Annotated in this window: 31 protein-coding genes; 18 read left to right on the forward strand and 13 right to left on the reverse strand. The window is 67.3% G+C overall.

Annotation, left to right across the window (positions count from 1 at the left end; all coding sequences use genetic code 11):
• Positions 1–4: 4 nt before the first annotated feature.
• Positions 5–1,756: a DNA polymerase/3'-5' exonuclease PolX gene (polX, locus tag NATOC_RS12255; RefSeq protein ID WP_015321762.1), complete on the reverse strand. Its 1,752-nt coding sequence runs from the start codon at positions 1,754–1,756 to the stop codon at positions 5–7.
• Positions 1,753–2,193: a DUF5788 family protein gene (locus NATOC_RS12260; RefSeq protein WP_015321763.1), complete on the reverse strand. Its 441-nt coding sequence runs from the start codon at positions 2,191–2,193 to the stop codon at positions 1,753–1,755. The genes polX and NATOC_RS12260 overlap by 4 nt, the downstream gene beginning before the upstream one ends.
• A 177-nt stretch (positions 2,194–2,370) precedes the next feature.
• Here NATOC_RS12260 and NATOC_RS12265 point away from each other — a divergent pair, with 177 nt between their 5' ends.
• The 4 genes from NATOC_RS12265 to NATOC_RS12280 all read left to right on the forward strand — a co-directional run bounded on the left by NATOC_RS12265 (position 2,371) and on the right by NATOC_RS12280 (position 5,850).
• Positions 2,371–3,318, forward strand: a complete 948-nt coding sequence (locus NATOC_RS12265) for a rhomboid family intramembrane serine protease (protein ID WP_015321764.1) — start codon at positions 2,371–2,373, stop codon at positions 3,316–3,318.
• Between the two features lie 57 nt (positions 3,319–3,375).
• Complete coding sequence (locus tag NATOC_RS12270) at positions 3,376–4,167, forward strand: endonuclease V (RefSeq protein ID WP_015321765.1); 792 nt, start codon at positions 3,376–3,378, stop codon at positions 4,165–4,167.
• A gap of 118 nt (positions 4,168–4,285) precedes the next feature.
• Positions 4,286–5,233, forward strand: coding sequence for an SDR family oxidoreductase (locus NATOC_RS12275; protein WP_015321766.1), 948 nt, complete (start codon positions 4,286–4,288; stop codon positions 5,231–5,233).
• Between the two features lie 59 nt (positions 5,234–5,292).
• The gene (locus NATOC_RS12280; RefSeq protein ID WP_015321767.1) at positions 5,293–5,850 is read left to right on the forward strand and encodes a hypothetical protein; all 558 of its coding nucleotides are present in this window, start codon (positions 5,293–5,295) and stop codon (positions 5,848–5,850) included.
• Positions 5,851–5,862: 12 nt separating this feature from the next.
• Here the strand turns inward: NATOC_RS12280 and NATOC_RS12285 are convergent, their stop codons facing one another.
• Together NATOC_RS12285 and NATOC_RS12290 are read right to left on the reverse strand one after the other, a co-directional pair.
• A complete protein-coding gene (locus NATOC_RS12285) occupies positions 5,863–6,093 on the reverse strand; it encodes a winged helix-turn-helix transcriptional regulator (protein ID WP_015321768.1) in 231 nt (76 codons plus the stop codon).
• Between the two features lie 175 nt (positions 6,094–6,268).
• Positions 6,269–8,065 carry an SLC13 family permease gene (locus tag NATOC_RS12290; RefSeq protein WP_015321769.1) on the reverse strand — a complete coding sequence of 599 codons (1,797 nt, stop codon included), beginning with the start codon at positions 8,063–8,065 and terminating at the stop codon, positions 6,269–6,271.
• 136 nt (positions 8,066–8,201) lie between these two features.
• Here NATOC_RS12290 and NATOC_RS12295 point away from each other — a divergent pair, with 136 nt between their 5' ends.
• The 3 genes from NATOC_RS12295 (at position 8,202) to NATOC_RS12305 (ending at position 10,360) form a co-directional block, all read left to right on the forward strand.
• On the forward strand, positions 8,202–8,579 hold the full coding sequence (locus tag NATOC_RS12295) for a Tautomerase enzyme (protein ID WP_015321770.1): 378 nt from the start codon (positions 8,202–8,204) through the stop codon (positions 8,577–8,579).
• A gap of 61 nt (positions 8,580–8,640) precedes the next feature.
• Complete coding sequence (locus NATOC_RS12300) at positions 8,641–9,837, forward strand: MFS transporter (protein WP_015321771.1); 1,197 nt, start codon at positions 8,641–8,643, stop codon at positions 9,835–9,837.
• Between the two features lie 49 nt (positions 9,838–9,886).
• The gene (locus NATOC_RS12305; RefSeq protein ID WP_049888925.1) at positions 9,887–10,360 is read left to right on the forward strand and encodes a universal stress protein; all 474 of its coding nucleotides are present in this window, start codon (positions 9,887–9,889) and stop codon (positions 10,358–10,360) included.
• Here the strand turns inward: NATOC_RS12305 and NATOC_RS12310 are convergent, their stop codons facing one another.
• Entirely contained in the window at positions 10,361–11,509 is a 1,149-nt protein-coding gene (locus NATOC_RS12310; protein ID WP_015321773.1) for an ArsA family ATPase, read from the reverse strand.
• Positions 11,510–11,725: 216 nt separating this feature from the next.
• Between NATOC_RS12310 and NATOC_RS12315 the strand changes: the two genes are divergently transcribed.
• The gene (locus NATOC_RS12315; RefSeq protein WP_015321774.1) at positions 11,726–11,977 is read left to right on the forward strand and encodes a hypothetical protein; all 252 of its coding nucleotides are present in this window, start codon (positions 11,726–11,728) and stop codon (positions 11,975–11,977) included.
• A gap of 104 nt (positions 11,978–12,081) precedes the next feature.
• Here NATOC_RS12315 and NATOC_RS12320 read toward each other — a convergent pair whose 3' ends face one another.
• Complete coding sequence (locus NATOC_RS12320) at positions 12,082–13,185, reverse strand: pyridoxal phosphate-dependent aminotransferase (protein WP_015321775.1); 1,104 nt, start codon at positions 13,183–13,185, stop codon at positions 12,082–12,084.
• 110 nt (positions 13,186–13,295) lie between these two features.
• Between NATOC_RS12320 and NATOC_RS12325 the strand changes: the two genes are divergently transcribed.
• Both NATOC_RS12325 and NATOC_RS12330 read left to right on the forward strand, forming a co-directional pair.
• The gene (locus NATOC_RS12325; protein WP_015321776.1) at positions 13,296–13,814 is read left to right on the forward strand and encodes a CinA family protein; all 519 of its coding nucleotides are present in this window, start codon (positions 13,296–13,298) and stop codon (positions 13,812–13,814) included.
• 102 nt (positions 13,815–13,916) lie between these two features.
• The gene (locus NATOC_RS12330) at positions 13,917–14,402 is read left to right on the forward strand and encodes a metal-dependent hydrolase (RefSeq protein WP_015321777.1); all 486 of its coding nucleotides are present in this window, start codon (positions 13,917–13,919) and stop codon (positions 14,400–14,402) included.
• Positions 14,403–14,406: 4 nt separating this feature from the next.
• Here NATOC_RS12330 and NATOC_RS12335 read toward each other — a convergent pair whose 3' ends face one another.
• Positions 14,407–15,261 carry a DUF7139 domain-containing protein gene (locus NATOC_RS12335; RefSeq protein WP_015321778.1) on the reverse strand — a complete coding sequence of 285 codons (855 nt, stop codon included), beginning with the start codon at positions 15,259–15,261 and terminating at the stop codon, positions 14,407–14,409.
• A gap of 109 nt (positions 15,262–15,370) precedes the next feature.
• On the opposite strand from NATOC_RS12335, the gene NATOC_RS12340 reads away from it, so the two are divergent.
• From NATOC_RS12340 to NATOC_RS12355, 4 genes are all read left to right on the forward strand, one after another.
• Positions 15,371–15,658 carry a DUF5789 family protein gene (locus NATOC_RS12340; RefSeq protein ID WP_015321779.1) on the forward strand — a complete coding sequence of 96 codons (288 nt, stop codon included), beginning with the start codon at positions 15,371–15,373 and terminating at the stop codon, positions 15,656–15,658.
• 6 nt (positions 15,659–15,664) lie between these two features.
• The gene (locus NATOC_RS12345) at positions 15,665–16,363 is read left to right on the forward strand and encodes a CPBP family glutamic-type intramembrane protease (protein ID WP_015321780.1); all 699 of its coding nucleotides are present in this window, start codon (positions 15,665–15,667) and stop codon (positions 16,361–16,363) included.
• Positions 16,364–16,419: 56 nt separating this feature from the next.
• Positions 16,420–16,884, forward strand: coding sequence for a DUF302 domain-containing protein (locus NATOC_RS12350; RefSeq protein ID WP_015321781.1), 465 nt, complete (start codon positions 16,420–16,422; stop codon positions 16,882–16,884).
• A gap of 172 nt (positions 16,885–17,056) precedes the next feature.
• Complete coding sequence (locus tag NATOC_RS12355; protein ID WP_015321782.1) at positions 17,057–18,139, forward strand: AI-2E family transporter; 1,083 nt, start codon at positions 17,057–17,059, stop codon at positions 18,137–18,139.
• A gap of 71 nt (positions 18,140–18,210) precedes the next feature.
• On the opposite strand, the gene NATOC_RS12360 is transcribed toward NATOC_RS12355, so the two are convergent.
• Together NATOC_RS12360 and NATOC_RS12365 are read right to left on the reverse strand one after the other, a co-directional pair.
• Complete coding sequence (locus NATOC_RS12360) at positions 18,211–18,399, reverse strand: hypothetical protein (RefSeq protein WP_015321783.1); 189 nt, start codon at positions 18,397–18,399, stop codon at positions 18,211–18,213.
• A gap of 25 nt (positions 18,400–18,424) precedes the next feature.
• Entirely contained in the window at positions 18,425–19,795 is a 1,371-nt protein-coding gene (locus NATOC_RS12365) for an Nre family DNA repair protein (RefSeq protein ID WP_015321784.1), read from the reverse strand.
• A gap of 125 nt (positions 19,796–19,920) precedes the next feature.
• Here NATOC_RS12365 and NATOC_RS12370 point away from each other — a divergent pair, with 125 nt between their 5' ends.
• From NATOC_RS12370 to NATOC_RS12380, 3 genes are all read left to right on the forward strand, one after another.
• Positions 19,921–20,100 carry an HVO_2753 family zinc finger protein gene (locus tag NATOC_RS12370; protein ID WP_015321785.1) on the forward strand — a complete coding sequence of 60 codons (180 nt, stop codon included), beginning with the start codon at positions 19,921–19,923 and terminating at the stop codon, positions 20,098–20,100.
• A gap of 7 nt (positions 20,101–20,107) precedes the next feature.
• A complete protein-coding gene (locus NATOC_RS12375) occupies positions 20,108–20,374 on the forward strand; it encodes an elongation factor 1-beta (protein WP_015321786.1) in 267 nt (88 codons plus the stop codon).
• 115 nt (positions 20,375–20,489) lie between these two features.
• On the forward strand, positions 20,490–21,761 hold the full coding sequence (locus NATOC_RS12380; RefSeq protein ID WP_015321787.1) for an MFS transporter: 1,272 nt from the start codon (positions 20,490–20,492) through the stop codon (positions 21,759–21,761).
• Between the two features lie 46 nt (positions 21,762–21,807).
• Here the strand turns inward: NATOC_RS12380 and NATOC_RS12385 are convergent, their stop codons facing one another.
• The 3 genes from NATOC_RS12385 to NATOC_RS12395 form a co-directional block, all read right to left on the reverse strand.
• Positions 21,808–22,818, reverse strand: coding sequence for a Bug family tripartite tricarboxylate transporter substrate binding protein (locus NATOC_RS12385; RefSeq protein ID WP_015321788.1), 1,011 nt, complete (start codon positions 22,816–22,818; stop codon positions 21,808–21,810).
• A gap of 178 nt (positions 22,819–22,996) precedes the next feature.
• Complete coding sequence (locus tag NATOC_RS12390; protein WP_015321789.1) at positions 22,997–23,671, reverse strand: RNA ligase partner protein; 675 nt, start codon at positions 23,669–23,671, stop codon at positions 22,997–22,999.
• Positions 23,672–23,714: 43 nt separating this feature from the next.
• A complete protein-coding gene (locus tag NATOC_RS12395; protein ID WP_015321790.1) occupies positions 23,715–24,155 on the reverse strand; it encodes a hypothetical protein in 441 nt (146 codons plus the stop codon).
• Between the two features lie 121 nt (positions 24,156–24,276).
• Here NATOC_RS12395 and NATOC_RS12400 point away from each other — a divergent pair, with 121 nt between their 5' ends.
• Entirely contained in the window at positions 24,277–25,392 is a 1,116-nt protein-coding gene (locus NATOC_RS12400) for an RNA ligase (RefSeq protein ID WP_015321791.1), read from the forward strand.
• Here the strand turns inward: NATOC_RS12400 and NATOC_RS12405 are convergent.
• Positions 25,382–25,879 (reverse strand): DUF3995 domain-containing protein, encoded by a 498-nt coding sequence (locus tag NATOC_RS12405; RefSeq protein WP_015321792.1) that lies wholly within the window; start codon positions 25,877–25,879, stop codon positions 25,382–25,384. The two genes, NATOC_RS12400 and NATOC_RS12405, sit on opposite strands and share 11 nt — an antisense overlap.
• Positions 25,880–25,918 lie beyond the last annotated feature (39 nt).

Genomic DNA, 25,918 nt, shown 5'->3' on the forward strand with positions numbered 1-25,918 from the left:
GGGATCAGTGCAGGAACGCCCGCAAGTCCTCGATTTCTCGGGTGTTGATCACGTCTGCAGGTTCGGCCCATCCCCGTCGGGCGGTGTGGACGCCCCAGCGCATATACTCGAGCGTCGCGGGCTGGTGGGCGTCGGTGTTGACCGCGATCGGCGCGCCCGCCGCGATCGCGGCCTGGACGGCGCTCCCCCAGAGGTCGAGCCGCTTCGGGTTGGAGTTGATCTCGAGGGCGGTGCCGTGCTCGGCGGCGGCCTCGCCCAGCGCGGTCGCGTCGAAGTCGAGCCCGGAACGCTCGTTCAGCAGCCGGCCGCTGGGGTGGCCCAGCACGTCCACCGCGGGGTTTTCGATCGCCGTCACGAGTCGGTCGGTCGCCGTCTCGGCGTCCTGTCCCAGGCCGCTGTGGGGCGAGGCGACGATCACGTCGAGGGCGTCGATGACGTCCTCGACGAGGCCGATCTCCCCGTCGGCGTCGACGTTAGCCTCGATGCCTGCGAAGACTTCGAGGTCGGCTGCGGCCGCGACCTCGCGGATCGCTTCGATCTGCTCGACGATCTCCGTATCGCTGAGTCCCATATCGGCGACGACGCCCGGCCCCTCGGCGTGGTCGGCAATGGCGAGGTAGTCGTACCCCCGCTGCTCGGCCGCCTCGACCATCGCGTCGATCGACGTGTTGCCGTCGGACCACTCGGTGTGACAGTGCAGATCGCCCCGGATATCGTCGCGGGTAAGAAGCTCCGGGAGCTCGCCGTTCGCCGCGGCGTCGATCTCGCCGCGGTCCTCGCGCAGCTCGGGCGGAATCCACTCGAGACCGAGCGCCTCGTACATCCCCGCCTCGTCCTCGCCGGCGACGCGCTCGCCGACCCGCTGGCCGGAATCGGGGTCGTCGATCTCGGAGACGTCGAAGGCGCCGTACTCGTTTAGCTTCATCCCACGGTCGATCGCGTAGTTGCGCAGCGTGACGTTGTGGTCCTTGCTCCCCGTGAAGTACTGCAGCGCGGAGCCAAACTCCTCGGGCGCGACGGTCCGCAGGTCGACCCGGATCTCGCCGACGCGGACGCTGGCCTTCGCGGGGCCGGACTCGATCTCGCTGTCGACGGAGTCCCAGCCGACGAACGCTTCGACGACGTCCTCGGACGTCTCGGTCGCGACGAGGACGTCGACGTCGCCGATCGTCTCGCGCCACCGGCGGATGGAGCCGGCGACCTCGCAGCGCCGGACGTCTTCGAGGCTCTCGAGGAAGGCCAGCACGTCGTCGGCCAGCGGGCGGGCCTCTCCGAGCAGCTGGCGCTGGCCGATCGTGCGGGCGAACTCGAGGTTTTCGCGGATGTTCTGTTCGGTCTTGGGACCGAACCCCTTGACCGCCTGGATCTCGCCGGCCTCGGCGGCGTCCTCGAGGTCATCGAGGGTCTGGATCCCCAGCTCGCGGTAGAGTTTCCCCGCGGTCTTCGGGCCGACGCCCTCGATTCGGGTGAGGTCGGCGATATCGATCGGGAGCTCCGCGCGCAGCTCCTCGAGTTCCTCGATCGACCCGGTCTCGACGTACTCGACGATCTTCGAGGCGATGGCGTCGCCGACGTGGTCGATCGTCTCGATCGACTCGCGGTCGTCGGCGGCGACGTAGTCGGCGATCGGCGTCGGGTGGGCGCGAACGCTCTCGGCCGCCCGCCTGTAGGCACGGGGTTTGTACTCGACGTCGTCGGCCTCGAGCAGGTCGGCGAACTCCTCGAGCCGCCCTGCGAGTTCGGCGTTGGTCGTCATCGGCCCCGCCCCTGAGTGTTGTCGTCCTCGTGGCCCAGTGCCTTCTTTAGGAACGACATCCAGCGCTTCTTGTCGGCGGCCTGCTGGGCCTTCTGTTCCTGTTCGAGGTTCGTCGGGCCGAGGTTCTCGAGGACGTTCAGCGCCCGGTCGATCCCGATGATGCTCCGGGCGAGCTCCTCGCCCTCCTCGCGGGAGACCGCACCCTCTTCGATGGCCTCGAGGCGTTCGAGGCGCTCGCGGCGCAGGTTCCGTTTGGCCTGCTCGACGCGGTCGCGCTCGCCGGGCGGCACCGTGTCGCGACGTTTGATCTCGAAGACGAAGGTCCGGAGGTCGATCTCCTCGCCCTGGACGGTGATCGTCTCCGGGATGTCCGCACCGACAGTGGCGCCCTCGCGCTCGACGCGCTCGAGCAGCTGCTTGCGCTCGTACTCTTGCACGCTTCGTCGTTGGGGGCTGAACGGCAAAAATGTACGTTCCGACGGTGATCGATCATCCCGAGGACGTCGGGGCTACCGTCGGCGTCGGTAAACCGGCAGCCGAAGCCATGAGAATTCCCCGCCAGCGCCGGAACTGAACCCCAAATCCCTTGAGAGTGCCACCCTTATCCCCGGCTAATGGCCACGTGCGACGTGTGTGGGAACGAAGAGAGCATGCCCTACAACTGCCGGCACTGTGGGGGGACCTACTGCTCCGAACACCGCCTGCCGGAGAACCACGACTGTTCGCGGCTCAATAACTGGAACGATCCGCAGGGAGTCTTCGACAGCGGGTTCGACGAGAGCGTCGACAACGGAGGGACGGCGAAGAGTCGAAGCCTGACCGACAAACTCCCGATCGACACCGGTCCCGGCGGCCCGCTGGCGTACTTCCGCGGGAACATGACCTACACGGTGCTGGCGCTGATGTGGATCACGTTCGCGCTCCAGGGGATCGTCGAGCTGACGCTCGGCTCGGGAGTCCATCGATCGCTGTTCGTCCTCGCTCCCGAGAGCCCGGAGTACGTCTGGACGTGGGTTACCTCCATCTTCGCCCACGGCGGGTTCCTGCACATCGTCTTCAACAGCATCGTGATCTTCTTCTTCGGCCCGCTGGTCGAGCGCTACGTCGGCTCGCGGGACTTCCTGGGGCTGTTCCTGATAAGCGGCGCCGTCGCCGGCCTCAGCCAGATCGGGATCCAGATTCTGCAGGGCGTGCCGCCGGGTTTCGGCGGCGTGGTCGGTGCCAGCGGCGCTGCACTGGCAATCCTGGGTGTGCTCACGATCCTGAACCCCAATCTCACCGTCTACCTCTACTTCATCCTGCCAGTCCCGCTCTGGATCCTCGCGGCGGGGACGGCGCTGATCAGCGTCATCTTCATCGGCACCGGCGGCGGCGGGAACATCGCCCACGCGGCCCACCTCGTCGGACTTGTGGTCGGACTGGGATACGGTGAGTACATCAAACGGACCAGGAACGTGCGAACGCCCGACCAGTTCCAGCTCGGCGGCGGCGGACCGGGCGGCCCCGGTGGCCCGGGCGGTCCCGGTGGCCCCGGTGGACCAGGCGGTCGCCGTCGCTTCTGAGCGCGCAGCCGAAAGCCCACCCACTGATTTTCCCGCGCCGTCAATCCCGCGGTACCGATGCACGTCTCCCGCCCCGACCTCGTTCCCGACGCCTCGCTCGAGCGCTCGGAGATGGAAACCCTCCAGCGCGAGATCGCCGACGCCGCCGTCTTCGAGGACGCCCTCGAGTTCGATCCCGCCGTCCTCGGCGACCCGCTGGTGGCGTCGACGAGCGAGGACGACCCCCCGATCGTCGCGGGCGTCGACCAGTCGTTTCTCACGAACGACGCGGGCGACCAGGACCGGGCGCTGTCGGCCGTCGTCGCCGTACAGGGCGACGAAGTGATCGAACGGGTCCACGCGGTGACGCCGCTTTCGATCCCCTACATCCCCGGTCTGCTCTCCTTCCGGGAGGGCGCGCCGATCATCGACGCCCTCGAGGAGCTGTCGGTCGAGCCCGACCTCCTCCTGTTCGACGGCAGCGGGCGCATCCACTTCCGGCAGGCCGGGATCGCGACCCACATGGGCGTCGTGCTGGACGTCCCGAGTATCGGGATCGCCAAGAGCCTCCTCTGTGGCAGCCCGCGCGAGGACGTCGAGAATCTCCCCGAGGGGACGCGAGTGCCGATCGAGGCCAACTCGCGGGTCGACGCCGCCGAGGGTACCCTGCTCGGCTACGCGGTCCAGACCCGCCAGTACGACTCGCCGGATCGGCACATCAACCCGCTGTACGTCAGCCCGGGCCACCGCGTCGGCCCCGAGACGGCAGCCGACGTCGCGCTGGCGACGTCCTCGTCGTACAAGCTGCCCGATCCCGTCCGGCTGGCCGACAGCTACGCCGACGAGGCGAAGCGCGGACTCGGGGAGTAAGGGTCGGAATCCGGGTTCGCGACTGGCGGACGATCGATCGGTCACGTTTCCTGAGTGCCGTTTCGACCGGCACGATAAACCGTCGATACTTAGGTATCCTCACTCGAAACGGTCACGCATGGCCATCGCTGAGGAAGCCGACGATGATGCGGGGGACGACGCGACCGTCGCGGACGACACTCGACGGGAACCGACGGACGAAACCGAAACGACCGACGCGACCGAGGATCGCTACACGCGCAAGCAGTGCGTGCTGATCACCGGCTGTTCGTCGGGAGTCGGCCACGCGACCGCGCGGGCGTTCCTCGAGAAAGACTGGCAGGTGATCGCGACGGCCCGAAACGTCGAGGACGTCGCGGACCTCGAGGAGGCCGGCTGTACGACCCTCGAACTGGACGTCACCGACCCCGACCAGGTCGCCGACGTCGTCGAGCGCACCGTCGAGATCGGCGGCGCGATCGATTGTCTGGTCAACAACGCCGGCTACGCCCAGATGGGACCGATCGAGGACGTCTCGACGGTCGATCTCCACCGCCAGTTCGACGTCAACGTCTATGGCCCCCACCGTCTCGCGCGGGCCGCGCTCCCGCATATGCGCGCCCAGGGCGAGGGCCGGATCATCAACGTCTCGAGCGTGGCCGGCCGGGTATCCTTCCCCGGCTACGGCGCCTACTCGGGGTCGAAACACGCCCTCGAGGCGATGACCGACGCGTTGCGCGGCGAGGTCGAGGAGTTCGGTATCGAGGTCGTGTTGATCGAGCCCGGCCCGATCGAAAGCGAGTTCTCCGACCGGGTCGACGAGGAGCTGCCCGGCTCGGAGCGCACTCCGGCCTACGAGTCGCTGTACGAGATCTACGACGAGGCCCAGCTGATCGGGGGCGGACAGGGCGGTCCCTTCGCCTCCACCCCCGCGGAGGTCGCGACGGCGATCGTCGAGTCGGCGATCCGCTCGGAGCCGCCCGCCCGGTACCCCGTCGGGCCGATCGGCCAGCTCGGCGTCTACGCCCGCTTCCTCCCGGATCGGCTCCAGGACGCACTCTACGGCGTCGTCCGAAAGCTCGTCTGACGCCACGGCCCGTCGTTACAGAACTCTTATACTTCGGCGCGGAGAGGTGTCACACAACGATGTCGGACGCTCCCGCCGGGGCCGTCGAGCTCGCCGACAGGATCTCCGCGCTGCTGTACGGGATCGCTGGCTGGCTGACCGTCGGATTCGGACTGTTACTGACCGTCGCCGCGGGCCGGTTCGGCTACAGCGTCGCGACCGGCACTGCCCGGGTCGACGCCGCGATCGCCGCCGGCCTGTTCGCACTGGTTTTGCTTCTGACGGGGCTCGTGACCGTCGCGCTCGGGCTCTTCGTCAACCCTCGCTTTCGCCGTCGGCTGGATCGGCGCCATGGGCCCTCCACGTTCGGTCGCGTGCGCTCGGTCGATCGACGGGTCGTCCGTCCCGAAGAACGCTGTCTCGAGCGCTGTGTCGACTGCGACGACCGGGTCGAGAAGGGGCTGGTCCGACGCTACCGCGAGGAGTACGCGCTCGCGGGCGTTCCCGTATACACGTGCTCGGAAGGGTACAACCACTACTGTCTCGAGTGTACGACGGTCGGACTCCGTGCCGAGGACGTCGCCGGCTCGAGCGCCGAGCCCGAGCCCGACCGTCGCGTCCTCGAGCGCGCGAAGTGAGAAGCGCAAGCGTCAGTCGCCGACCGCCCGCGCGTCGTCACCGGAGTCGTCGATAGCGAACGCGCCACCGGGGCACCGACGGACTCGTCCCGCCCGCTGGAGGTCGCGACACTGGCGTTCAATCGTTACGGGGTGGGCAGCGAGGGTCGCGGCCAGTCGGGAGACCGTCATCGGGCCGTCGGCTGCCAGTATCTCGAGGATCTCGCGTTCGGTCCGGTCGGCTGACGGGTCGTCCGTCGGCATGGGAGTTACTTCCACATTGGCGAACGGACGGATGAATGGCGCTCCAGTTCCCAGTCGATGAGAACGGTCTCGAGGGGTGATCTCGATCCCGATACCCGAGCGAACGATGTCGGTCGACCCGCGGCTCGAGGTCGTCTGTGCCGATCGCACGCCGACGGAAAAGAACGTGCGCGGACTATCCGCTGAACGCCTCGGCGAAGTCGGCCGGCAGCGTTCCGATGTCGATCCCCCAGGCTATCGGGAGCCACAGCAGCGCGACGGCCGTGATCAGGATGATTCCGATGACGTTGAGCCCGACGCCGACGCGGGCCATCTGTGGCAGGGAGATGTAGCCGCTGCCGAAGACGATGGCGTTTGGCGGCGTCGCAACGGGAAGCATGAACGCGAACGAGGCCGCGGTCGCACCGGCGATCATCAGCCCGTAGGGGTGGACGCCGATGCCGACCGCGACGCCGGCCAGGATCGGCATGAGCATCGCCGTGGTCGCCGTGTTCGAGGTCACTTCCGTCAGGAAGACCGTCATCGAGACCACGGCCAGCAGGATGAAGACCATCGAGACGCCCTCGAGGGCGGCGAGCTGTTCGCCGATCCAGGCCGCGAGCCCGGTGTCGCCGAACCCGGAGGCGATCGCGAGCCCCCCGCCGAACAGGAGAATAACGCCCCACGGAATGTCGACGCCGTTGGTCCAGTCGAGCAGGAACGTGTGGTCGCCGTCCTCGGTCTTCGTCGGCAGGGTGAAGAGAACGAGCGCACCGCCGATCGCGACGATAGTGTCAACGTCGTCCGGCGGCACGATCCCGACCAGCGGTTCGAGCAGGCTGGCGGTGATCCAGGACAGCGCCATCCCGACGAAGACGACCAGCACCAGCCGCTCCTGGCTGCTCATCGATCCGAGTCGCTCGAGCTCGCGGTCGATCGTGTCGGCGCCGATCGGCAACTCGTCGAACTGCGGGGAAATCGCGACCCGCGTCACGTAGACGTAGACCGTCGCGAGCCCGACGATCGAGATCGGGACGCCGTACAGCATCCACTCCGCAAAGCCGATCGTCGTTCCGAACAGCTCGCCCGCCTGGCCCGCAAAGAGGATGTTCGGCGGAGTGCCGATCAGCGTCGCGACGCCGCCGACCGAGGCGCCGTAGGCGATACACAGCATCAAAGCGACGCCGAAGGAGAAGTTCCCCTCGCTCGTGTCAATCTCGAGCTCGGTCTCGTCGACCAGGTCCGCGGTCTGATAGATGACGGCCAGCGCGATCGGAACCATCATCATCACCGTCGCGCTGTTCGACACCCACATCGAGAGAAACGCCGTCGAGAGCATGAACCCGAGGATGAGCCGCGAGGGAGCGGTGCCGACGGCCTTGATCGTCCGCAGGGCGATGCGCCGGTGCAGCCCCCACCGTTGCATCGCCATCGCGAGGAAGAACCCACCCATAAAGAGGAAGATCAGGGGGTCGGCGTAGGAGGGGGTCGTGTCGGCGGCCGGCACGGCTCCGGTCAGCGGGAAGAGGACGATCGGGAGCAGCGACGTCGCCGGAATCGGAATCGCCTCGGACATCCACCAGACCGCGATCCACGCGGTTGCGGCGGCGACGGCCTGCCCCTCGGGCGTGAGCCCCTCGGGCGTCGGCGAGAGGAAGATCATCGCGAACAGGATCGGCCCGAGGACGAAGCCGATCTTCTGTCGGAGCTCGTACTCCCCGCCGACGTCGAACGGCGACCGATCGTCGTCGGAACCGCCGTCGTCCCCACCCCCGAAACCGGTAGCTTCGGAATCGCCGTTCGGATCGCGTCCGCCGTCGGACAACGCCCGTTTCGCGACGCGGCGCTCCTCGTCCGAGACGCCGTCCAGATCCGCGGCGATCGCGTGTCCGTCGAGTCTGAGGTAGGCCTTCGTTCGTTCGTTCAGGAACCAGAGATACGCCCAGAGCCGCTGTATAGCCAGCTCACACCTGTCGAAAGCGTTCGATACCATCTGCTCGACGTTCCGAACCGGGGATTAAAAAACGCCAAGATTCCCTCGCGAGAGGATGTCAACGACGTTCGACGTTCCCGCGAGAGGAGTTCCCAGTGAGCGGAACGCACATCCCGTCGCCCGCACAATTCGGGCCATGCCGCTGTTACAGTTCGACACGACTCGATCGCTGTCGGCCGACGAGCGGACGGCGCTGGCCGATCGAGTGACGGCGCTGTACGCTGAAGAGATGGCAACGACCACGGGCCACGTCGCGGTGACGATCCGCGAACGAGCGTCCTCGGCGATGCACCTCGGACGCGAGGTCGAGGGGCCGTTGCTCTTTCTCGACGCCGAGATCCGTCGCGGACGGCCGTTCGAGCGCAAGCGGGCGTTCGCGCTGGCGACGATGGAGTACGCCGGCGAGGCGCTGGGGATCCCCGACCCGAACATGAAGGTCGTGTTCACCGAACACGAGGGCGAGGCGATGATGGGCGTCGATCGGGTCGGCGGCGAGTGGAACGGATCGGAGTGAAACCCCGCGCCGGCAGCCGGTTCCGTCACGGTAAAGCGGCCCCGTCGGAAAGGCGCGAGCGATGGATCGATCCTACTGGCGGACGGTCTCGCTGATCGCGCTCTGGCAGGTCGCCGCGAGTATCTGTTACTACACCGTCTTCGCGGCGACGCCGTTTTTCCGCGCGGAGTTCGGGCTCTCCCGGTTCCAGGTCGGGTTCGTCGTTACCGCCCTGACGCTGGGTTACGCCGTTTTCCTGCTCCCGGTCGGGGCGCTGATCGATCGGTTCGGCGAGTACCGCTCGCTCCTGGTCGGCCTCGTCGGACTCGCCGCCGGCGCGACGTTCGTCGCGGGTGCGCCGTCGGTCGCGACGCTGCTCGCTGCCGCCTTCTTCCTGGGCTCGGCGTACGCGAGCGCGATCCCAGGGACGAACAAGGCCGTCTATGACAACGTCGCCGCGGGTCGCCAGAACCTCGCGGTCGGGATCAAGCAGGTCGGGGTCACCGCCGGCAGCGGGATCAGCGCCCTGCTGGTGACCGGGCTCGCCGGTGTCCTCTTCTGGCAGGCCGGATTCCTCGTCGCCGCCGTCGCCGCCATCGTCGTCGCCGCACTCTTTGCGGTGCTGTACGACGGCTCCGGCGGCGGCGGCACCGCCGAGTACCCCGATTTCCGGTCGCTGTCGAAGAACCGTCCGTACCGCTGGCTGGTCGCGGCTGGCTTCTTTCTCGGCGCCGCGCTGTTCACGACGACCGGTTACACCGTCCTGTTCGTCCAGGAGGAGATCGGCGCCTCGGTTGCCTTCGGCGGGGTCGTCCTCGCGGTCGTCCAGCTGTTCGGCAGCGGGGGCCGGCTCGCGACGGGCTGGCTAAGCGACGCGCTGCCCGGCGATCCACAGGTCCGGATCGGGTCGATCCTGATCGTCCAGGCGCTCGCCAGCGCCGCCCTGTTCGCGGTCGTCGCCGCGACCTCGAGCCCGATCGGGGCCACGGTCGCGTTCGCGGCGCTCGGCTTTTTCGTCCTCGGGAACACGGGCGTCTACTACTCCTGTATGTCGACGCTTGTCGGCAGCGAGGAGATGGGCGGCGCGACCGCGGGCGGGCAGCTCTCGCTGGTCGCCGGCTCGATCGTCGCCCCACCGGCCTTCGGCTACCTCGCCGACGTCGTCGGCTACCGCGCCTCGTGGGGACTGCTCGGCGCCGGCTGCGTCCTCGCCGCGGGGCTGCTTGTCGTCGCGGTTCGCAGCGAACCCCCGATCGACGACCCCGCGCTGGCCGACTGATCGATCCGAAGAACGAACCACTATGGCCTCCGAGGACGAACTCCCGCTCATGTACCGCGTTTTGCTCCCCGTCGACGACAGCGAGGCCCGCGGTCGCGCCCAGGCCGCGGCCGTCCTCGAGTTGCCCAGTGCCAGCGACGAGATTACGGTCGACGTCCTCCACGTCCACGAGGGGGTGTCGGGTCCCGACGCCGAGTGGGCCGCGGGCGGGTTCTCCGAGGAGTACGCCGAGCAGATGGACGAGAACCTGCGCGAGCGGGCGAACCTGCCAAGCGCCGTCGATACCGCGACCGAACTGCTCGAGGAGAGCGGAGTCGACTACGAGGTCCACGAATCGGTCGGCGATCCCGCCGAGACGATTCTCACGGCTGCAAGCGAACGGGACAGCGACGCGATCGTCATCGGGATCCAGAAGCGCTCGCCCGTCGGGAAGGTGCTGTTCGGCAGCGTCGCCCAGGGCGTGATCCTCGACAGCGATCGGCCAGTGACGACCGTTCCCGCGGCCGAAGGGGAAGAGCGGTAGCTACCGCAGGCAGGCCGCGACGACCTCGAGCATCCCCTCGCCCTGGACCTCGTCGGCGAACAGCGGCACCCGGCGAACGTCGGTCCCCCGGAACAGCTCCTGGGCCTCCGCGAGCGCCGACTGCTGGACGTCCCAGCGGCGCTGGCAGAACTCGCAGCTCTCGAGGTCGGGCTGTAAGAACTCACCCTCGACGTCGTCGGTGACGTCCGACAGCGGCTCCATGACGCGGTTGACGACGACGGTTCCGACGGGAATCCCGAACTCCCCGAGCTGTTCGCGCAGTCGTTTGGACTCGAGGACGCTCATCTCCTCGGGGACCAGTACGATCCGGAAGTCGGTTCGGGCGGGGTCCCGTAGGGCGGCCCGGAGTTGCTCGATACGCTCGCGCAGCTCCTCTAGGTTCTGCAGGTCGGGCTCCTGGTCGGGCATCTCCTCGCCGCCGAACATCCCCTTCATCCCGTCGAGCATCCCGCCGATCCGCTGGCGGAACGTCATGAGACGGCCCATCATTGTGTCCATGAGCTCGGGCAGCTGGAGCAGGCGCAGCGTGTGGCCCGTCGGTGCCGTATCGACGACGACCCGCTCGAACCGCTCGTCGTCCAGATACTCGAGCAGCAACTGCATCGCCGCGGCCTCGTCGGAGCCCGGCATCGGCCCGCCCAGCAGCGACTCCATCGGGGAGTCCTCGCCGAACATTCCCTCGAGCCCGCCGAACATTCCGGCGCCCTCGCCCTGTGCCTGCGCCTGGGCGGCGAAGCCGGCGTCGTCGACGGCCGCCTCGGGATCGATCTCGGCGGCGTACAGCGGGACGTCCTCGCGGATCCGGCCCGGCTCCGAGGGGACGTCGGTCTCGAACGTATCGGAAAGCGAGTGGGCCGGATCCGTCGAGACGACCAGCGTCGAGACCCCCGCGCGGGCGCTGTCCAGCGCGGTCGCGGCCGCCATCGTCGTTTTTCCGACTCCGCCCTTCCCGCCGTAGAGGACGTAGTCGGGGCCGTCGACGTCCTCGTCGGACGGCTCGACGCTGATCGTCTCGCGCTCCTCGGCCACCGACTCCGTTGGCGTCACTTCGATCGTGTGGTCCCCGTCGTCGGTACCCCCTTCGTCCGTCTCGGCCTCGTCGACGGGCTCGACGTCGATTCCGCTCATGCGGTCCGGTTTCCGGCGGGCACACGAGTATTCGTCGGTCTCGGAGAGGGACGATCCGACGTCGCCGAGCCACGCATGATACTAGTACTACAGCTCGAATTTAAGGCATAGGGAGTCTCCTTATCCATATATTCATATCCGGAGGTAGATTTAATTACGATGCCGTCGACGATACGCCCACACCGAAGCGGTGGTGGCGCTTCGAACCCTTCACTCATGACCGCACAACTCACCGAACCCCGAACCGACGAACCGACGACCGACGACCGCACGTTCCCGTACGACGGGGGCGAGCCCGGACTGGCGCTTCCGGTGGCGAACGCACGCGGCGTGCTTCGACCCGAGGACCCGACCGCAGCCGTCGGCGCCGCCGGTTCGACGGCCTGTCCGGACTGTGCTGCAGAAACCGTCAACGGCGCGGGGCTGTACGTCTGTCCCGACTGTTCCTGGAGCGGAACCTTGCGGTAGTCAGCCGCGTTGTCGATGGCTCACGCGTCTCCCGAGTAGCCGATCGCTTCGAACTGCGGAACTTTTGGGATGTGTAGAATAGGTGATTGAGGTGAGAGAGCTGGCTATCGATCGAAGTACGCCGCGAGCCGCTCCGCGGCCGCCGAGACGCGGGGCGTGACCAGCGCGAAGCGAAGCCAGTCGGCTCGCGAGTCGCCGAACGCCTCGCCGGGCATCCCGGCCACGCCGGCCTCGTCGATCAGTCGCTCGACGTTCTCGAGGGTCCCCGGGTAGTCCTCGAAGCGAGCCATCACGTAGAACGATCCCTGCGGCGTGGTGTAGTCGGCGCCCGCGTCCTCGAGGGCGTCGGTGAACGTCTCGACGCGCTCGGCCAGCAGCTCCCGGTTTCGCTCGTAGTAGTCGGGCTCGGTCTCCCGGAGTCCCCGGAGAACCGCGTACTGGGCGGGACGGCTGCCCGCGACGTTGACCAGCATGTGGCGGCTCTTGGCGTTCTCGACGAGGTGTGGCGGGAAGATCGCGTACCCGACTCGGAACCCGGTGATCGCCATCGACTTCGAGAAGGCGTTGGTGACGATGCGGTGGTCGGAGTCGACTCCGAGCGCGGAGGCGAACCGTCCCGAGAGGTCGAAGTGGTCGTACACCTCGTCGCTGACGAGGACGGCGTCGTACTCCTCGGCGATCGCGACGAGTTCGCGGATCGTCTCCTCGGGGTAGACGGCTCCCGTCGGGTTGTTCGGCGAGTTGACGACGATCGCGGCCGTCTCCTCGCCGACGACCTCGCGAACGGCCGCGGGATCGAGCTGGCCCTCGGCGTCGGCGGCGACGAACCGCTGACGGCCGCCGAGCATCGTCGTCTTCCCCGGGTAGTAGGGGTAGACGGGATCGGTCAGTACGACCTCGTCGCCGCGGTCGCGCTCGAGCGCCCGCGCCATCGCGAGGTAGTTCGCCTCTCCCGCGCCGTTGGTGACGACGACCTGCTCGACGTCAACGTTCCGTCGGGCGGCGATCTCCTCGCGAAGCTCGACGAGGCCCTCGCTGGGCGGATACTGGAACCGGTCGGGCTCGAAGTCGGCGTAGTCGCCCAGCCCCTCCCGCAGCGCCTCCGGTGGCTCCCAGTCGGGGTTCCCACTGACCATGTCGATCACGTCCCGGTCGGCCCGGTCGGCGTACTGCATCACGCGAAAGAACAGCGGCGTCTCGTACTCCATGCGAGCTACTGGGTGCTCGCCCATCGTCGTTCTTTCGTCGCGGGCCCAGAGGGAGACGGCGCACCGATGCAACCCTGGCCTTCAAACCGCCCCCGCTCCTGGACACGCGTATGAACGACGACATCGACCGCGAACTGCCGATGGACGTCGCCGACGTGATGCGGGAGACCGGAGACACGCTCGCGGTCGCCGAGTCCTGTACGGGCGGGCTGATCGGCGCCGCGATCACAGCGGTGCCGGGAGCCAGCGACTACTTCGATTCGGGGCTGACGACCTACGCCTACGACGCCAAACGGCGCCACCTCGGGGTCAGCCGCGAGGCCCTGGACGAGTACGGCGCCGTCTCGGAACCGGTCGCCCGCGAGATGGCCCAGGGGGTCCGCGACGCGACGGATACGACCTGGGGGATCGCGACGACCGGCGTTGCCGGCCCGACGGGCGGTACCGAGGACGACCCCGTCGGCACGGTCTACATCGGAATCGCCTACGCCGGCCCGTGGGGCAGCGAGTCCTCGTTCGCGACGGTCTCTCGATACGAGTTCGACGGCGACCGCGCGACGGTACGAGCCAAGACCGTCGATCGGGCGCTCGAGGACCTGCTTGCCGCCGTCGAGGACGTTCGGGGGTAGCGATCGCGCGGCGCCGAGGCGCGACGAACCGGGACGATTCCTCACCGTCGCTGACCGTCCGCGAGAGAAAACTATTCGAGGCTCCCCCGTCGACTCCGGCGTATGAACAAACGGGGGCACGTCCTCAACGCCGTCCTGTTGAGCGTCGGGCTCGGCATCCTGCTCGAGCCGACGGCGGATCTGGGGACGCTCGAGTCCGTCGTCGCTATCACGGTTCCGGTGACGCTGGGGGCGCTCTTTCCCGACGTCGACACCGCCTTCGGTCGCCACCGCAAGACGCTACACAACCTCCCCGTGCTCGGGCTGTTCGTCGCCTTCCCGTTCGTCTTCGGCAACCTCCACTACGTCTGGATCGGCGTCCTGACCCACTACGTCCTCGACGTCACGGGCAGCAGGCGCGGCATCGCGCTGTTTTACCCGCTCTCGAGCAGGGAGTTCGATCTGCCGACGGGGGTCCCGGTCAGCAGCGGGCGGGCCGATCTCGTGACGGTGCTCGTGACCGGGTTCGAGCTCGCGGTCGCGGTCCTCCTGCTGTACGAGCTCCCGCGTCGAGGGATCGACGTCGCGGAGCTCGGGCTCTGGTTCTGAGCGGCTACCGGCGGTTCGGCGTCCAGTCCTCGCAGGCGTCCATCCCGGTCATCGCCTCCTCGTGGCGGGTGCAGTACGGAATCAGCTCGTCCGATCCGCGCTCGCGAGCGTACGCGAACTGCTCGCAGTTTCCGCAGTAGCGATCCCTCGGTAGCGTCGGCTCGGATTCGGTTTCGAGCAGCTCGGCGTCCTCGCGGTCCGGGGCGGGCTCGGCCGTCCCGGCGGGGCCACCGTCTCGGCGGGCGCTCGGTTCGGGTTCGATCTCGCCGTCGGGTTCGGCGCCGAGGACGCCGATCCCGCCGAGTCCCCCGGCGGGTCCCTCGTCGTCTCGCTCGACGATCGTCCGGTTCTGTCGCGTGACGTGCATCTCGAGGGTGCCGCCGGGGTCGTTGCGGGTCTTGAAGTTGACGACGCCGACGAACAGACACCAGATCGCGGCGAACAGACCGAGGAGGTAGACCGCGGCGACCTCGAGGGTCAGATCCGCGCCGACCCCGCGCCAGTGGTAGGGGTAGGCGACCCAGAAGAGCGCGACCCCGAGCAGGCAGAGCCCGGCGCCGACCGCGCCGGCTGCGCGGAGCCGACGGCTCGCGGGCAAGACGAGAAAGAGACCGACGAGGGCGGCCGGAACCCCGACTCCGGCCACGATCCCGGCGAGCCGGACGGTCGCGTAGTGGGCCGCCATCTCCCAGCCAGTCGCCGAGGCGACGATCCCGTCGAACAGTTCGGTCGTCGCCAGCACGACCCCCAGCACTGCGAGGACGGCGCCGGACGCGACGAGGCCCGTCCCGACGTACAGCCGCCGTCGGCTCGGCCCCGACCGTGCGTCGCCCTGGTACACCTCCGTCAGACTCGTCATGCACATATATTTGAATTACAACTACAAAACAATAACGTCAGACACAGGTCAGGTATTAGAGGTTCCCGGAAGCGAAAGGTTGAATCGCCGGGCTCGAAAACGCTCTCTCATGAGCGACGACGACGAGGAGGACGCGCCCGCAGTCGAGCTCGGCGAGCGAACCCCCGTCGAGGGGGCTCCACTGGCCCGCATCAGCTCGCGGCTCTTCTGGCCAAAGGAGAAAAGCGAGATCGACCGCCTCGAGGGCGACAGCGTCATCCGGACGCCCGACGGCCCGCGGGAGCTCTCGGCGGTGCTCGAGGAGATCGACGAGACCTACTTCCAGCGCCACCAGGAGTTCGAGCGCCACGTCCGGGACGTCGTCGGCACGGGGCCGGTTCCGACCGCCGACGAGTAATCAGCCGTGTCGGCCGAGGAAGAGCAACGCGGGGTCGACTGGCTCCCCGGCCCGCTGGACGGACTCAGCTGGTTCCAGAAGTCGCTCCTTACGGGAGCCGTCCTCACGGTCCTGTGGATGCAGCTGGTCCCCGGCGAGCTCGAGCGTCGCGTCGTCGTCGACTCGGTACTGCTGATCGGCGGCCCGCTCGTGTTGGGGCTGACCCACGGCAACCACATCGGCTGGAACGTCAACCGAACCGCCGTCCGCAACGCCGTCCTGCTCTCGCTTTTCGTCCTCCCGTTCTATCTGGTCGGCTCGACGCTTCCGACGATCCGGGCGTTCTACCCGATGTGGGAGACCTCGGCCGCACCCGGCGAGTTCATCCCCCACGCGATCCAGCTGTTCGCGCTCGCTTTGGCCGCTGAGACCTACTACCGCGGGCTGCTCTGTGTCGGCGTCCGGGAGATCGGGTTCAAGGCCGTTCTGATCAGCCCCGTCGTCTACATGATCCACCACATGTCGAAACCGCCCCTGGAGTTCCTGCTGTCGGGACCGACCGACGTGCTGTTCGGCGCGGTCGACTACAAGTCCAACTCGATCCTCCCCTCGGTGATCGCCCACGGCGCCGGGCTCGTTCTGCTGGACTGGCTAGTCCTGCACGACCCGCTGTTCGATCCTACCGGGTTCCTGGAGTACCTCGAGTGGCTCCCGATCCCGATCTGAGAGCCGTGGCAGCCGCGACGGTGGGGCTTTAGTGGCTCCCGACCGACGATCCGGATATGAGTCTCCCAATCGACCCGGCCGAGATCGATCCCGAGGACGTCGGCGAGAAACAGGCCGTCCTCGAGATGGAACACGAGGAGGCGATCGAACACGTCCGCGAGGTCTGCGAGGAGGTCGGCTTCGGCATCCCCGCGGAGTTCTCTCCGTCCGAACTGCTCAACGAGAAGGTCGACGCCGACCGCGATCCCTACTACGTGCTGGGCGCCTGCAACCCCGAGATCGCCGACCGGGCGTTGGACGAGACGCTGCGGATCGGCGGGTTCTTCCCGTGTAACATGATCGTCTGGGAGGAGGAGCCGGGCCGTCAGCGTGTGTACCACCTCTCGATCATGAAGATGGCCCGGCTGCTCGGACTGGCTCCGGACAGCGAGGAGTGGGCAGACATTGTCGACGAGACGGGTGAACTCACCGAGGAGGCGTTCGCGAAGTTCGACTCCGTCGACGCCGAGACGAGCCACTGAGACGGTCACCGACGGGCGGTTTCGACACACTCTTCCGCCGGTCCGTCTCGACACCGGGACGACCGATCCGTTCGACGCAACCGCGGGTCCGACGGTCGGCCGACGTGTGTCGGACGTTACGTTAGTTTATTTGAATGTCAAGGTTTACATACATTCAGAACTATGTTGACGTATGGACGTCAGAACCACGTTCTTCGCCCTCCTCCTTCTGTCCCTCGCGGCGGTCACGACGCTTATCCTCGCGCCGCTGTTGCAGTACGTGCTCGCCGCCGCGTTGCTCGCGTTCGTGCTCTTCCCGGCCCACGAGCGCCTCGAGCGACGGATCGGCTCCCGGCCGTCGGCGCTCGTCCTCACCGGCGTCGCCATCGTCGCCGCGGTCATTCCGCTTCTCTATCTCTCGATCGTCACCGTCCAGACGGTGTTTACCTTCCTGAATCGGTTCGACGAGGCTGCAGCCATCGAGACGGCGAGCGAGTGGGCGGTCGAACTCGGAATCGATCCCGAACTTGTCGCGACGATGCGCGCACAGCTGCTCACCGAAGTGAACGGACTGTTCGACGGCGCCGTCGACGTCGCGCTGGGGGAGCTGGTCGGGTTGCTCGACGCGAGCGTCCGAATGGGGTTAGGGATGCTGGTGCTCGTCTTTCTGCTGTACTACCTGCTCGCCGACGGTCGGACGTTCGTCGGCTGGCTGGCGGAGGTGTCGCCACTCGAGAACGAGGTGCGCGACGAGCTGTTCACCGAGGTCGACGTCGTCACCTGGGCGGTGATCAAGAGCCACGTCTTCGTCGCCGTCGTCGAGGGGCTGCTCGGCGGACTCGGGTTCTACCTGCTGGGCGTCCCCAACGTCGCCTTCTGGACGATCGTTATGGTCGTCGTCTCCTTCCTGCCGGCGATCGGCGTCTGGCTCGTCTGGGGGCCTGCGGTTGCCTACCTCCTGATGACCGCCGGACCGCTCCCGGCGATCGCGCTGTTGCTGTACGGGATCGCCGTCCTCTCAGTCGTCGACAACTACCTGCGGGCGATCTTCGTCGACCGGCGAACCGGACTCCACCCCGCGGTCGTCCTGATCGGCGTCATCGGCGGGATCTACCTGCTGGGGATCATGGGACTGTTCCTCGGCCCGGTGTTGCTCGCGGTGTTCAAGGCCGGCCTGAACGTCTTCAACGAGACCGCGCTCACGACGGACGATCTCCACCTGGAGTCGTCAGCCACGGAGCGTCCGAACACCGATCCCGGGACCGCCGACGATTGACGTCAGTCGGAGCCGTCGGCGTTGTAGCAGCTTCAATGGCCACGAAAAGCAAGCCGAAGGTGGAAGACTGGTTACCGGTCCTCGTCGGCGGGGACCGAAGGCTGCTCGTCCTCGAGTTCCGCTAGCCGTTGCTTGGCGTCGTAGCGGATGTATCCCGAGAGGACCGCAAGCACAACCACGACAAAGGCGGGGACGCCGAACAGCAGGGTTACCATTGCCAGAACCGACAGCAGCTCCGTACTGACGAGCGCGATCCACATGGGTCCCCGAACGGGCCCGACGGATTTAGTTTCGCGGGTCAGACGACCCGCCGGAGAACGCCCCTAGACTCGACTGGACGCCGGCCGCCAGCTCCGACTTGCGCCGCAGGCGCTCGAACGATATTGGCAGCTGTGGCGCGATCGAGGCGATCGCACCGTGGAACGTCTCGGCCTCGCCGTACTCGCCGGCGAGCGTCTCCCTGCTCTCGGGGGCTAACCCGCTTGCCTTCCCAGGGACGCCGTCGAAGGCGTTGCGGACGCTCTCGCGGACCTGCCAGACGCCGACCGGTGCCCAGTAGTCGTCGCTGACTTCCCGGAGGACCAGACACTTCGCCTGGCGGCCGATCGACTCGAGGTGCTCCAAGACGCCCAGGCGGGCGGCGTAGTAGGCGCCCGCGGTCTCCTCGACGTAGCTGGTCCGGCCCTCGTACCCCTCGCTTGCGCTCTGGAGCCAGATCTCGTCGTCGGGGTTGGGGTTCCAGATGCTGCCCGGCGCCTTCATCTCGACGAGCTCGAACTCCCAGCTTCCGGGCGCCAGGACGATCCAGTAGCGGTTGCCCATGTACTCGTTGACCCGGACCTGGACCTCGTCGATGCTGGGCTCGTTGCGGATGCGTCCTCGCAGGAACTGCCCGACAGTGTCGTCGACGGCCGTGATCGACCACCGCGTGGGGACGAGCCGGCGCTGGTCGCGTTCCCCCAGGGCGCCCGCCGAGAGGATCGAGTTGATCTCGTAGACGTCGAACCCGCGCCGGTAGAGGTAGGTCATCGCGCCCTGTGCCTGCCAGTCGTCGTCCTCGAGGGTCTTCTTCACCGGCCGCGGAACGTGGGGGTTCTCCCGGAGCTCGGCGTTCCGGGCGTTCGCGCGGGGTCCCCGCGGGGTGGCGACGTCAGTGCCCGGATCGAGGCCGAGATCGGGTTTGTCGTCCAGCCCGATTTCGAGGTCGACGGGTCGGTCCGCGATGGCGACCTCCCGCTGGACGCCGACGAATCCGTCCCAGCTGTCGTGAACCGACGGCGTCAGACGACTCGCGATGCTCGGGGAGTCGACGTTGGCTCGCTTGTTCGAGTTCAGCAAGCCGGTGCGGCGCTGGAGAACGTCGTCGATCCCGTACCCCTGTCGGTACCATTCCCCGTCGGTGACGTAGGACTCGGCCGCGTCCTCGTCGCCGACCGGCGAGAGCACCCCGATCGGGATGTCGGGGTAGTTCGACCGCCCGACGAAGATCGAGGGCGCCGTCGACCCGACGAGGCTGTCGCCCGACAGCGCCCGCTCGAAGTTGCGCTCGAACTCCTCGAGGTGGTCCGTGATCGCGTAGGACTTCTCCTTCGCGAGCCGGCGTCGCTCGGCCTCCTCGTCGGGTTCGAGGCTCTCGATGTAGTCGTCGAGGCGCATTCGACGACGGTTGGAGCCGAGCGAAGTTGAATGTTGAGTTCGCCGTGGGCGGCGGGGTCGAGACGGCGCCTCCCGGCCGGAGCAACCTCGCAAGGGTTAAAAACGACGGGCAAAAAGGGAGGGGTATGAGTACGACGGACGAGCAGGATCGACGCTCCTGTGTCTCCTGTGGGATCAACATTGCGGGCACGAACGCCGCGGCGTTCAGCTGCCCCGACTGCGGAACGCGGATCTTCCGCTGTGCCAAGTGTCGCAAGCAGAGCAACCTCTACAAATGTCCCGACTGCGGATTCACCGGACCCTGATACTACCATGGGAAAAGTCGCTGCCAAGATCAAGGTCATGCCGGACAGCCCCGAGATGGACCTGGACGCACTCCAGGAGCGCCTCGAGAGCTCCCTCCCCGAGGGCGCGAAGATCAACGGCGTCGAACGCGAGGAGGTCGCGTTCGGTCTCGTCGCGCTCATCCCGACCGTCATCGTCCCCGACGGCGCAGGCGGCACCGAGGCCGTCGAGGAGAACTTCACTGAGGTCGAGGGCGTCGAAAGCGTCGACGTCGAGAACGTCGGCCGTATCTGAACGCGAACGCGTCTTTTCGTCGCGCCGCTCGCCGTAACCCGCGAGCCCCGCGTCCTTGCGGCAACCGTCTCGTTCTTCCAACGCTTTACGTACGTCCTCGAGAAACCGCTCCGGCGTGAACGCGCTGTCGGACCCGACGAAACGGCGGTGGCTCGCGTGGGGAGCGCTGGCGACGGTCTTCCTGCTCGTCAACCTCCACCGGCTCTCGACGGCTGTCATCTCCGAGGAGCTGACCGTCGACTTCGAGACGACCGCGGCCCAGCTGGGGACGCTTCACGCCTCTTTCTTCCTGATCTACGCGGCGATCCAGATCCCGACCGGCGTCCTCGCCGATCGGGTCGGCCCCCGCTACGTCGGCTCGATCGGCGGCGTCGTTCTCAGCCTGGGCGCGGTCGGGTTCGCGTTAAGCGGGAGCTACCTCACGGCGTTCGCCGCCCGAGCGCTCATCGGCCTCGGCAGCGGCGTCATCTTCGTCTCGATCCTGCGCTTCTGTGCCAACTGGTATCGCCCGGACGAGTTCGCGACGATGGCCGGACTCACCGGCAGTATCGCCGGACTCGGCGCGATCCTCGCGACGACGCCGCTCGCGGTCACCGTCGGCCAGTTCGGCTGGCGAGCGACGATCCTCTCGCTTGGTGGCGTCGGAATCGTCGCCGCGGGTGCCGTCTTCGTTCTGGCGCGTCAGTCCCCGTCCGCCGCGGGCCTCGAGCCGATCGAGGACGTCCCCGAACAGCCCGAGATCACGCTCGCGGAGCTGGGGGGCCACCTGCGGACGCTCGCGCGGGACCTCGACCAGTGGCTGCTGTCGATCGTCTTCTTCGCGGGCAACGGTGCGATGCTGACGCTCGTCGGGATGTGGGGCGTTCCCTACATCGTCGTCGTCTACGAACTCGACGTGACGACGGCCTCTTACTTCACCCTGCTCGCCTCGGTCGGCGTCCTGCTCGGGCCGACGACGATCGGCTGGTTCTCCGATCGGATCGAGCAACGACTGGTGCCGATGGCGGCCGGAACGGGGCTGTTCGCGGTCGCGCTGACCGCTATCCCCGTCTTCGGTCGCCCGCCCCTCGCCGTCGTCGCCGTCTCCTATCTGGCCTGCGGATTCCTGTTTGGCGCCGCAATGCTGTCGCTGTCGGTCGTCAAGGAGCGGTATCCGGCGGGCGCGAGCGGGGTCGCGACCGCGACGGTAAACACCGCGGGGTTCGTCGGCGGCACGGTCCTGCCGGCGGCGATGGGGGTCGCGCTCGACGCCTACCAAACCGGCGAGACCGTCGAGGGGACCGTCGCCTACACCGAGTTCGGCTACCGGATCGCCTTCGGGATCCTCGCGGCGACGGTGCTCGTTGGCTTCTGCTGTGCGTGCTGGCTGCTGGTTCGGGACCGATAACGGCACAAAACGCGCGAGCGACGGCCGACGACCGCGATCCGAACCGTTACTCGTCGTCCTCGATCTGCTGTTGGAACTCCTCGAAGTCGATGTTCGCCTCGAGCTCCTCGACAGCTCCCTCCATATCCTCGGCGGCCGCGTCCATGTCACCGAACTCGAGGATGTTGCCCGTCTCCTCGGCCCACTCCTCGGCGTCCTCGTGGGTCGCGGCGTGTTCGGTCGCGGCCTCGAGCTCCGCACGAACGTCCTCGGGGGTCCCCGGCGGCGCGATCTGGGTCAGGCGGAACTCGGTGAGGTAGGACATGCTATCGCCGTAGTCGGTGATCTGGTCGATCTCGGGGAAGGCGTCGATCTCGGTGTCCATCAGGTTGACGACCGTCGAGACGTTACCCGACTCCTCGGCCGTGATCGCGGAGGTGTTCGTCGCGATTCCCGCGGGCGCCTCGCCCGAGATGACCGCCTCGTTGACCTCGCCGCCGCCGTCGTAGGGGACGACGTTGTCCCACGCGAGGTCGTAGTCGTCCCGGAGCAGGTAGGCCGCGACGTGGCTGTCGTGGCCGACCCCCTGGACGGCGAAGTTCTCGATCTCGCCGTCGGCGTAGGCGTCCTGCAGGTCGGCGTAGTCCTCGATGCCGTAGTCGTCGTTGACGATGATCGTGTAGCCGAAGACGGCGAAGTACGCGATCGGCTCGAACTCCGTTGGCTCCCAGCCGTCGGTGCCCTCCATCCGCCAGGCGAACTGCCAGCTCGGGGTGTTGGCCGTCCCGAACGTGTAGCCATCGTCGTCCTGCCCGTGGAGCCACTCGATTCCAAGCAGGCTCGCCGCACCGGCCCTGTTGTCGATCTCGATCGGCTCGCCCAGCTCCTCGCTCATCAGCGGCTCGAGCTGGCGGGCGTAGGTGTCCGTCCCGCCCCCCTCAGACCAGGGAACCATCCAGGTCAGCGAGTCGGAGGGGAACTCCCCGCCGTCCGACTCGTCGTCGAGACACCCCGCGAGTCCGGTAAGCGAGATCGCAGACGTTGCACCGATCCCCTTCAGAAGATTGCGTCGGTTCACGACCCACCGTAGCCGCCGAAGCGGTGATAAGTATGACCGCACCTGCAAGAGTTACAGCTACTTAGTACACGAACGTCCGTAGAACCGTGTCGAAGATAAACAATTGTATGGGAATATCGGACAAGGTAATTCGTTCCACGGGTGTGTATCACTACCGCTGATCGAACCGCTCCCGCGATCAGTCGATCGTCCGTTTCGAGTCGGAGTCGACTGCGGTGAGGTACTGTTCGAGCAGATCCGGGAACTCCCGCCCGCGGATGTACCGCAGCCCGAAGTCCTCCGTCCAGTCGATGATCCCCCGGTCCTCCGTGACGACGCCGGCCTCGAGCTCGCGGGCCAGGATAAGGAGGTCGAAGTCCTCGCGGGAGTCTAACACCCCGGTGCGCATCGCGTCGCGGTACTTCTCCCGGAGCTCCGAGATCACCGCGTCGACCTCGGTCTTGTGGTCATGATCCTCGAGGAGTTCGTCGGTGCTATCCTCGGCGCGACGAACCGCCCGCTCGGAGACCCGGAGCCCGCGGTCGACCCGTCCGCTCATCTCGTCGACGAAACTGTAGACGACGTTTGCAGGAATCGAGACCGCGTACCGGTCGGGGTGTTTGCGGATCACCCAGGTATTGAGCTTCGAGTAGACCTCGTCGTCGACATCGCGGGCCTCGAGCATCGTCGTCAGCTCGTTGTGAATCGTCGGCGGAACGTAACAGGAGATCCCGAGGTTGAGGCGGGCGTTGGCGATCAGCTCGAGCAGCCGGAGCACCGCGTCTTCGAGCGACTCGCCGTCCCGGCGGATCTCCTCGGTGAAAAACAGCGACGTGTCGAGGACGAACCGCTGTTTGAACGCGTCGACAGACATGAACGGAGGTACGTCCTCGAGGAGGAAATAGCTGGGTTCGAGATCAGGGTTCGTCGGCGTTCGGTCCCCGCGCCCCGAGGTCAGCCTCCGAGATCATCTCCGCGCTGGTCGATGAGAGGTCGACGGTGACGTCCTCGTGGACGGCCTTGCTGATCTCGTCGACGTTGCCCGCGAGGACGGTCATGATGTCCTGGGGTTGGATGTAGATGAGCATGTTCCCGTCGGGCCCTTCCGTGACGAGCTGGAGGTCGTTAAGCACGATCTGGTCGTCCTGGATCGTCGCCGAGACGACCGGCAGCGCCTCGGGTTTCCCCTGGTCGGTTTCGGTCACTCTGCGGATGACGACCTCGTCGAGGTCGATGACGTCCTTGTGCTCGCGGATCCGCTCCGCGCAGTCGACCATGTCGTTGATGACCGCGGTGCGCTGGTCGTTGCCGTGGTCGCCCTCGAGACAGTGCTGGCAGACGCGGAGTTCGATTCGCATGGCCGCGAGTTGTCGCCGCGCACCGATGAGAATTCCGCTTCGACCACACCCGAGGCGGATCGGAGCGCCGGTCGAGAATCCGCCCCGGCAGTTATCCCCTTCGCCGTGGTAGCCTCTCACAATGGATGATACCGAGTACCACAGGGCGCTCGGCATCGGGGCGTCGGCGTTCGAGGCCCTCGAGGATCATCTCGAGCGCCACACCCACGAGGACGTCGAGTACCGCCACGTCCCCGACTACCGTCGCGGGATCGAGCGGGGGACTGCCCTGATCGAAGGCGAGGTCGTCCGCGGGTTCCCGAAGGTCCCTCGCACCCTCGTCCTCGAGACGGGGATCCCGACCCAGTTCGACGGCCCGGTCGCCGTCGAGGAGAAGCTCAACGGCTACAACGTCCGGATCGTCCGGCTCGAGGGCGAACAGCTGGCGTTTACCCGCAGCGGGATGGTCTGCCCGTTCACCACGCGCATCCTCGGGCGGCTGGTCGACCTCGAGGCGCTGTTCGACGACCACCCGGAGGCGATGGTCTGTGGCGAGATGATCGGTCCGGAGAACCCCTACACGGCCCACGACTACCCGGACGTCGACTCCCTCGCCTTTCGAGCGTTCGACTGGCGGGATCGACAGACGGGCGACCCCCTCGACGTTGCGGATCGCCGCGAGCGATACGAGCGCTACGGCGTCCCGCAGACGCGACTGTTCGGCGAGTACACGCTCGAGAACGCGGCAAGCGAGGTCGAGCGAATTATCGAGACGCTCGACGCCGACGGTCGCGAGGGCGTCGTGATGCGCTCGTCCGACGCGACGACGCTGCTGAAGTACACGACGCCGTCCTCGACCCGGGACGACCTCGCCTACGCGTTCTCGCTGCCGTTCGACTACGGACAGGCGTTCATGTTTCGACGGCTGCTCAGGGAGGGGTTTCGCACCGTCGAGTGTGACGAGGACGACGCCGCCCGCGAGCGCGCCCACGAGCTCGGCGAGGCGATCCTGCTGTCGATGCGCGAGGCCATCCAGACTGTCGACGAAGGTGGATCTGTCGGCGAGCGCCACACCGTTCGGGCCAGTTACGAGACCGTCGAGGTCCTGCTCGAGCACCTCCGCGATCAGGGGCTGACCCTCGAGGTCGAGGCCGATCGCCGCGAGGACGGCGACCGCGTCCTCACCTTCCGCAAGCGGGTCCAGTCGAGCAACGACAAGATCGAAAACTACCTCGAGGGCCACATCGTCACGGAGTGAACCGCGGCTCGCTGCGGGCAGAGGTGCGGGACGAGAACGCCGCCGCACACAGCAGGACGCCGCCGGTGACCCAGACGGGATCCCAGAGAAGCAGGTGTCCCCAGAACCCCTGCGGGTCGATTCCGTCGGGAGCGATGACGCCGACCAGAACGAGCAGCTTCGTCGCGATCCCGATCCCGCCGTACAGCGCCGAGAGGACGCCCAGCCCGCCGACAGCGGCGAGACGCCATCGGAGCGAGACGCGATCCCCCCACGGGCGAACCAGCGAGAGCGCGAGCGCTGCGGGGACGAGTTTCAGGACGCCCGTCGCCGCTACCGTCGCCACGAACCAGGAATCGCGCTCCGCGGCGAGCGAACGGATCCCCTCGCCGAGCGTGGCGAGCCCGACCGTTCCGCCGGCAGCCCAGTAGAAGCTGAGCGCCGCGAACGCGACCCACCAGACAGTCGCCGCGTACGCGATCCGTACTGACGCCCGATCGGGTGACATGCCGAGTCGTCCCTACTCGGGCGGACAGCATAGTCGTAG

Origin of the sequence: Natronococcus occultus SP4 (assembly GCF_000328685.1) — an archaeon.
Classification (GTDB): Archaea; Halobacteriota; Halobacteria; order Halobacteriales; family Natrialbaceae; genus Natronococcus; species Natronococcus occultus.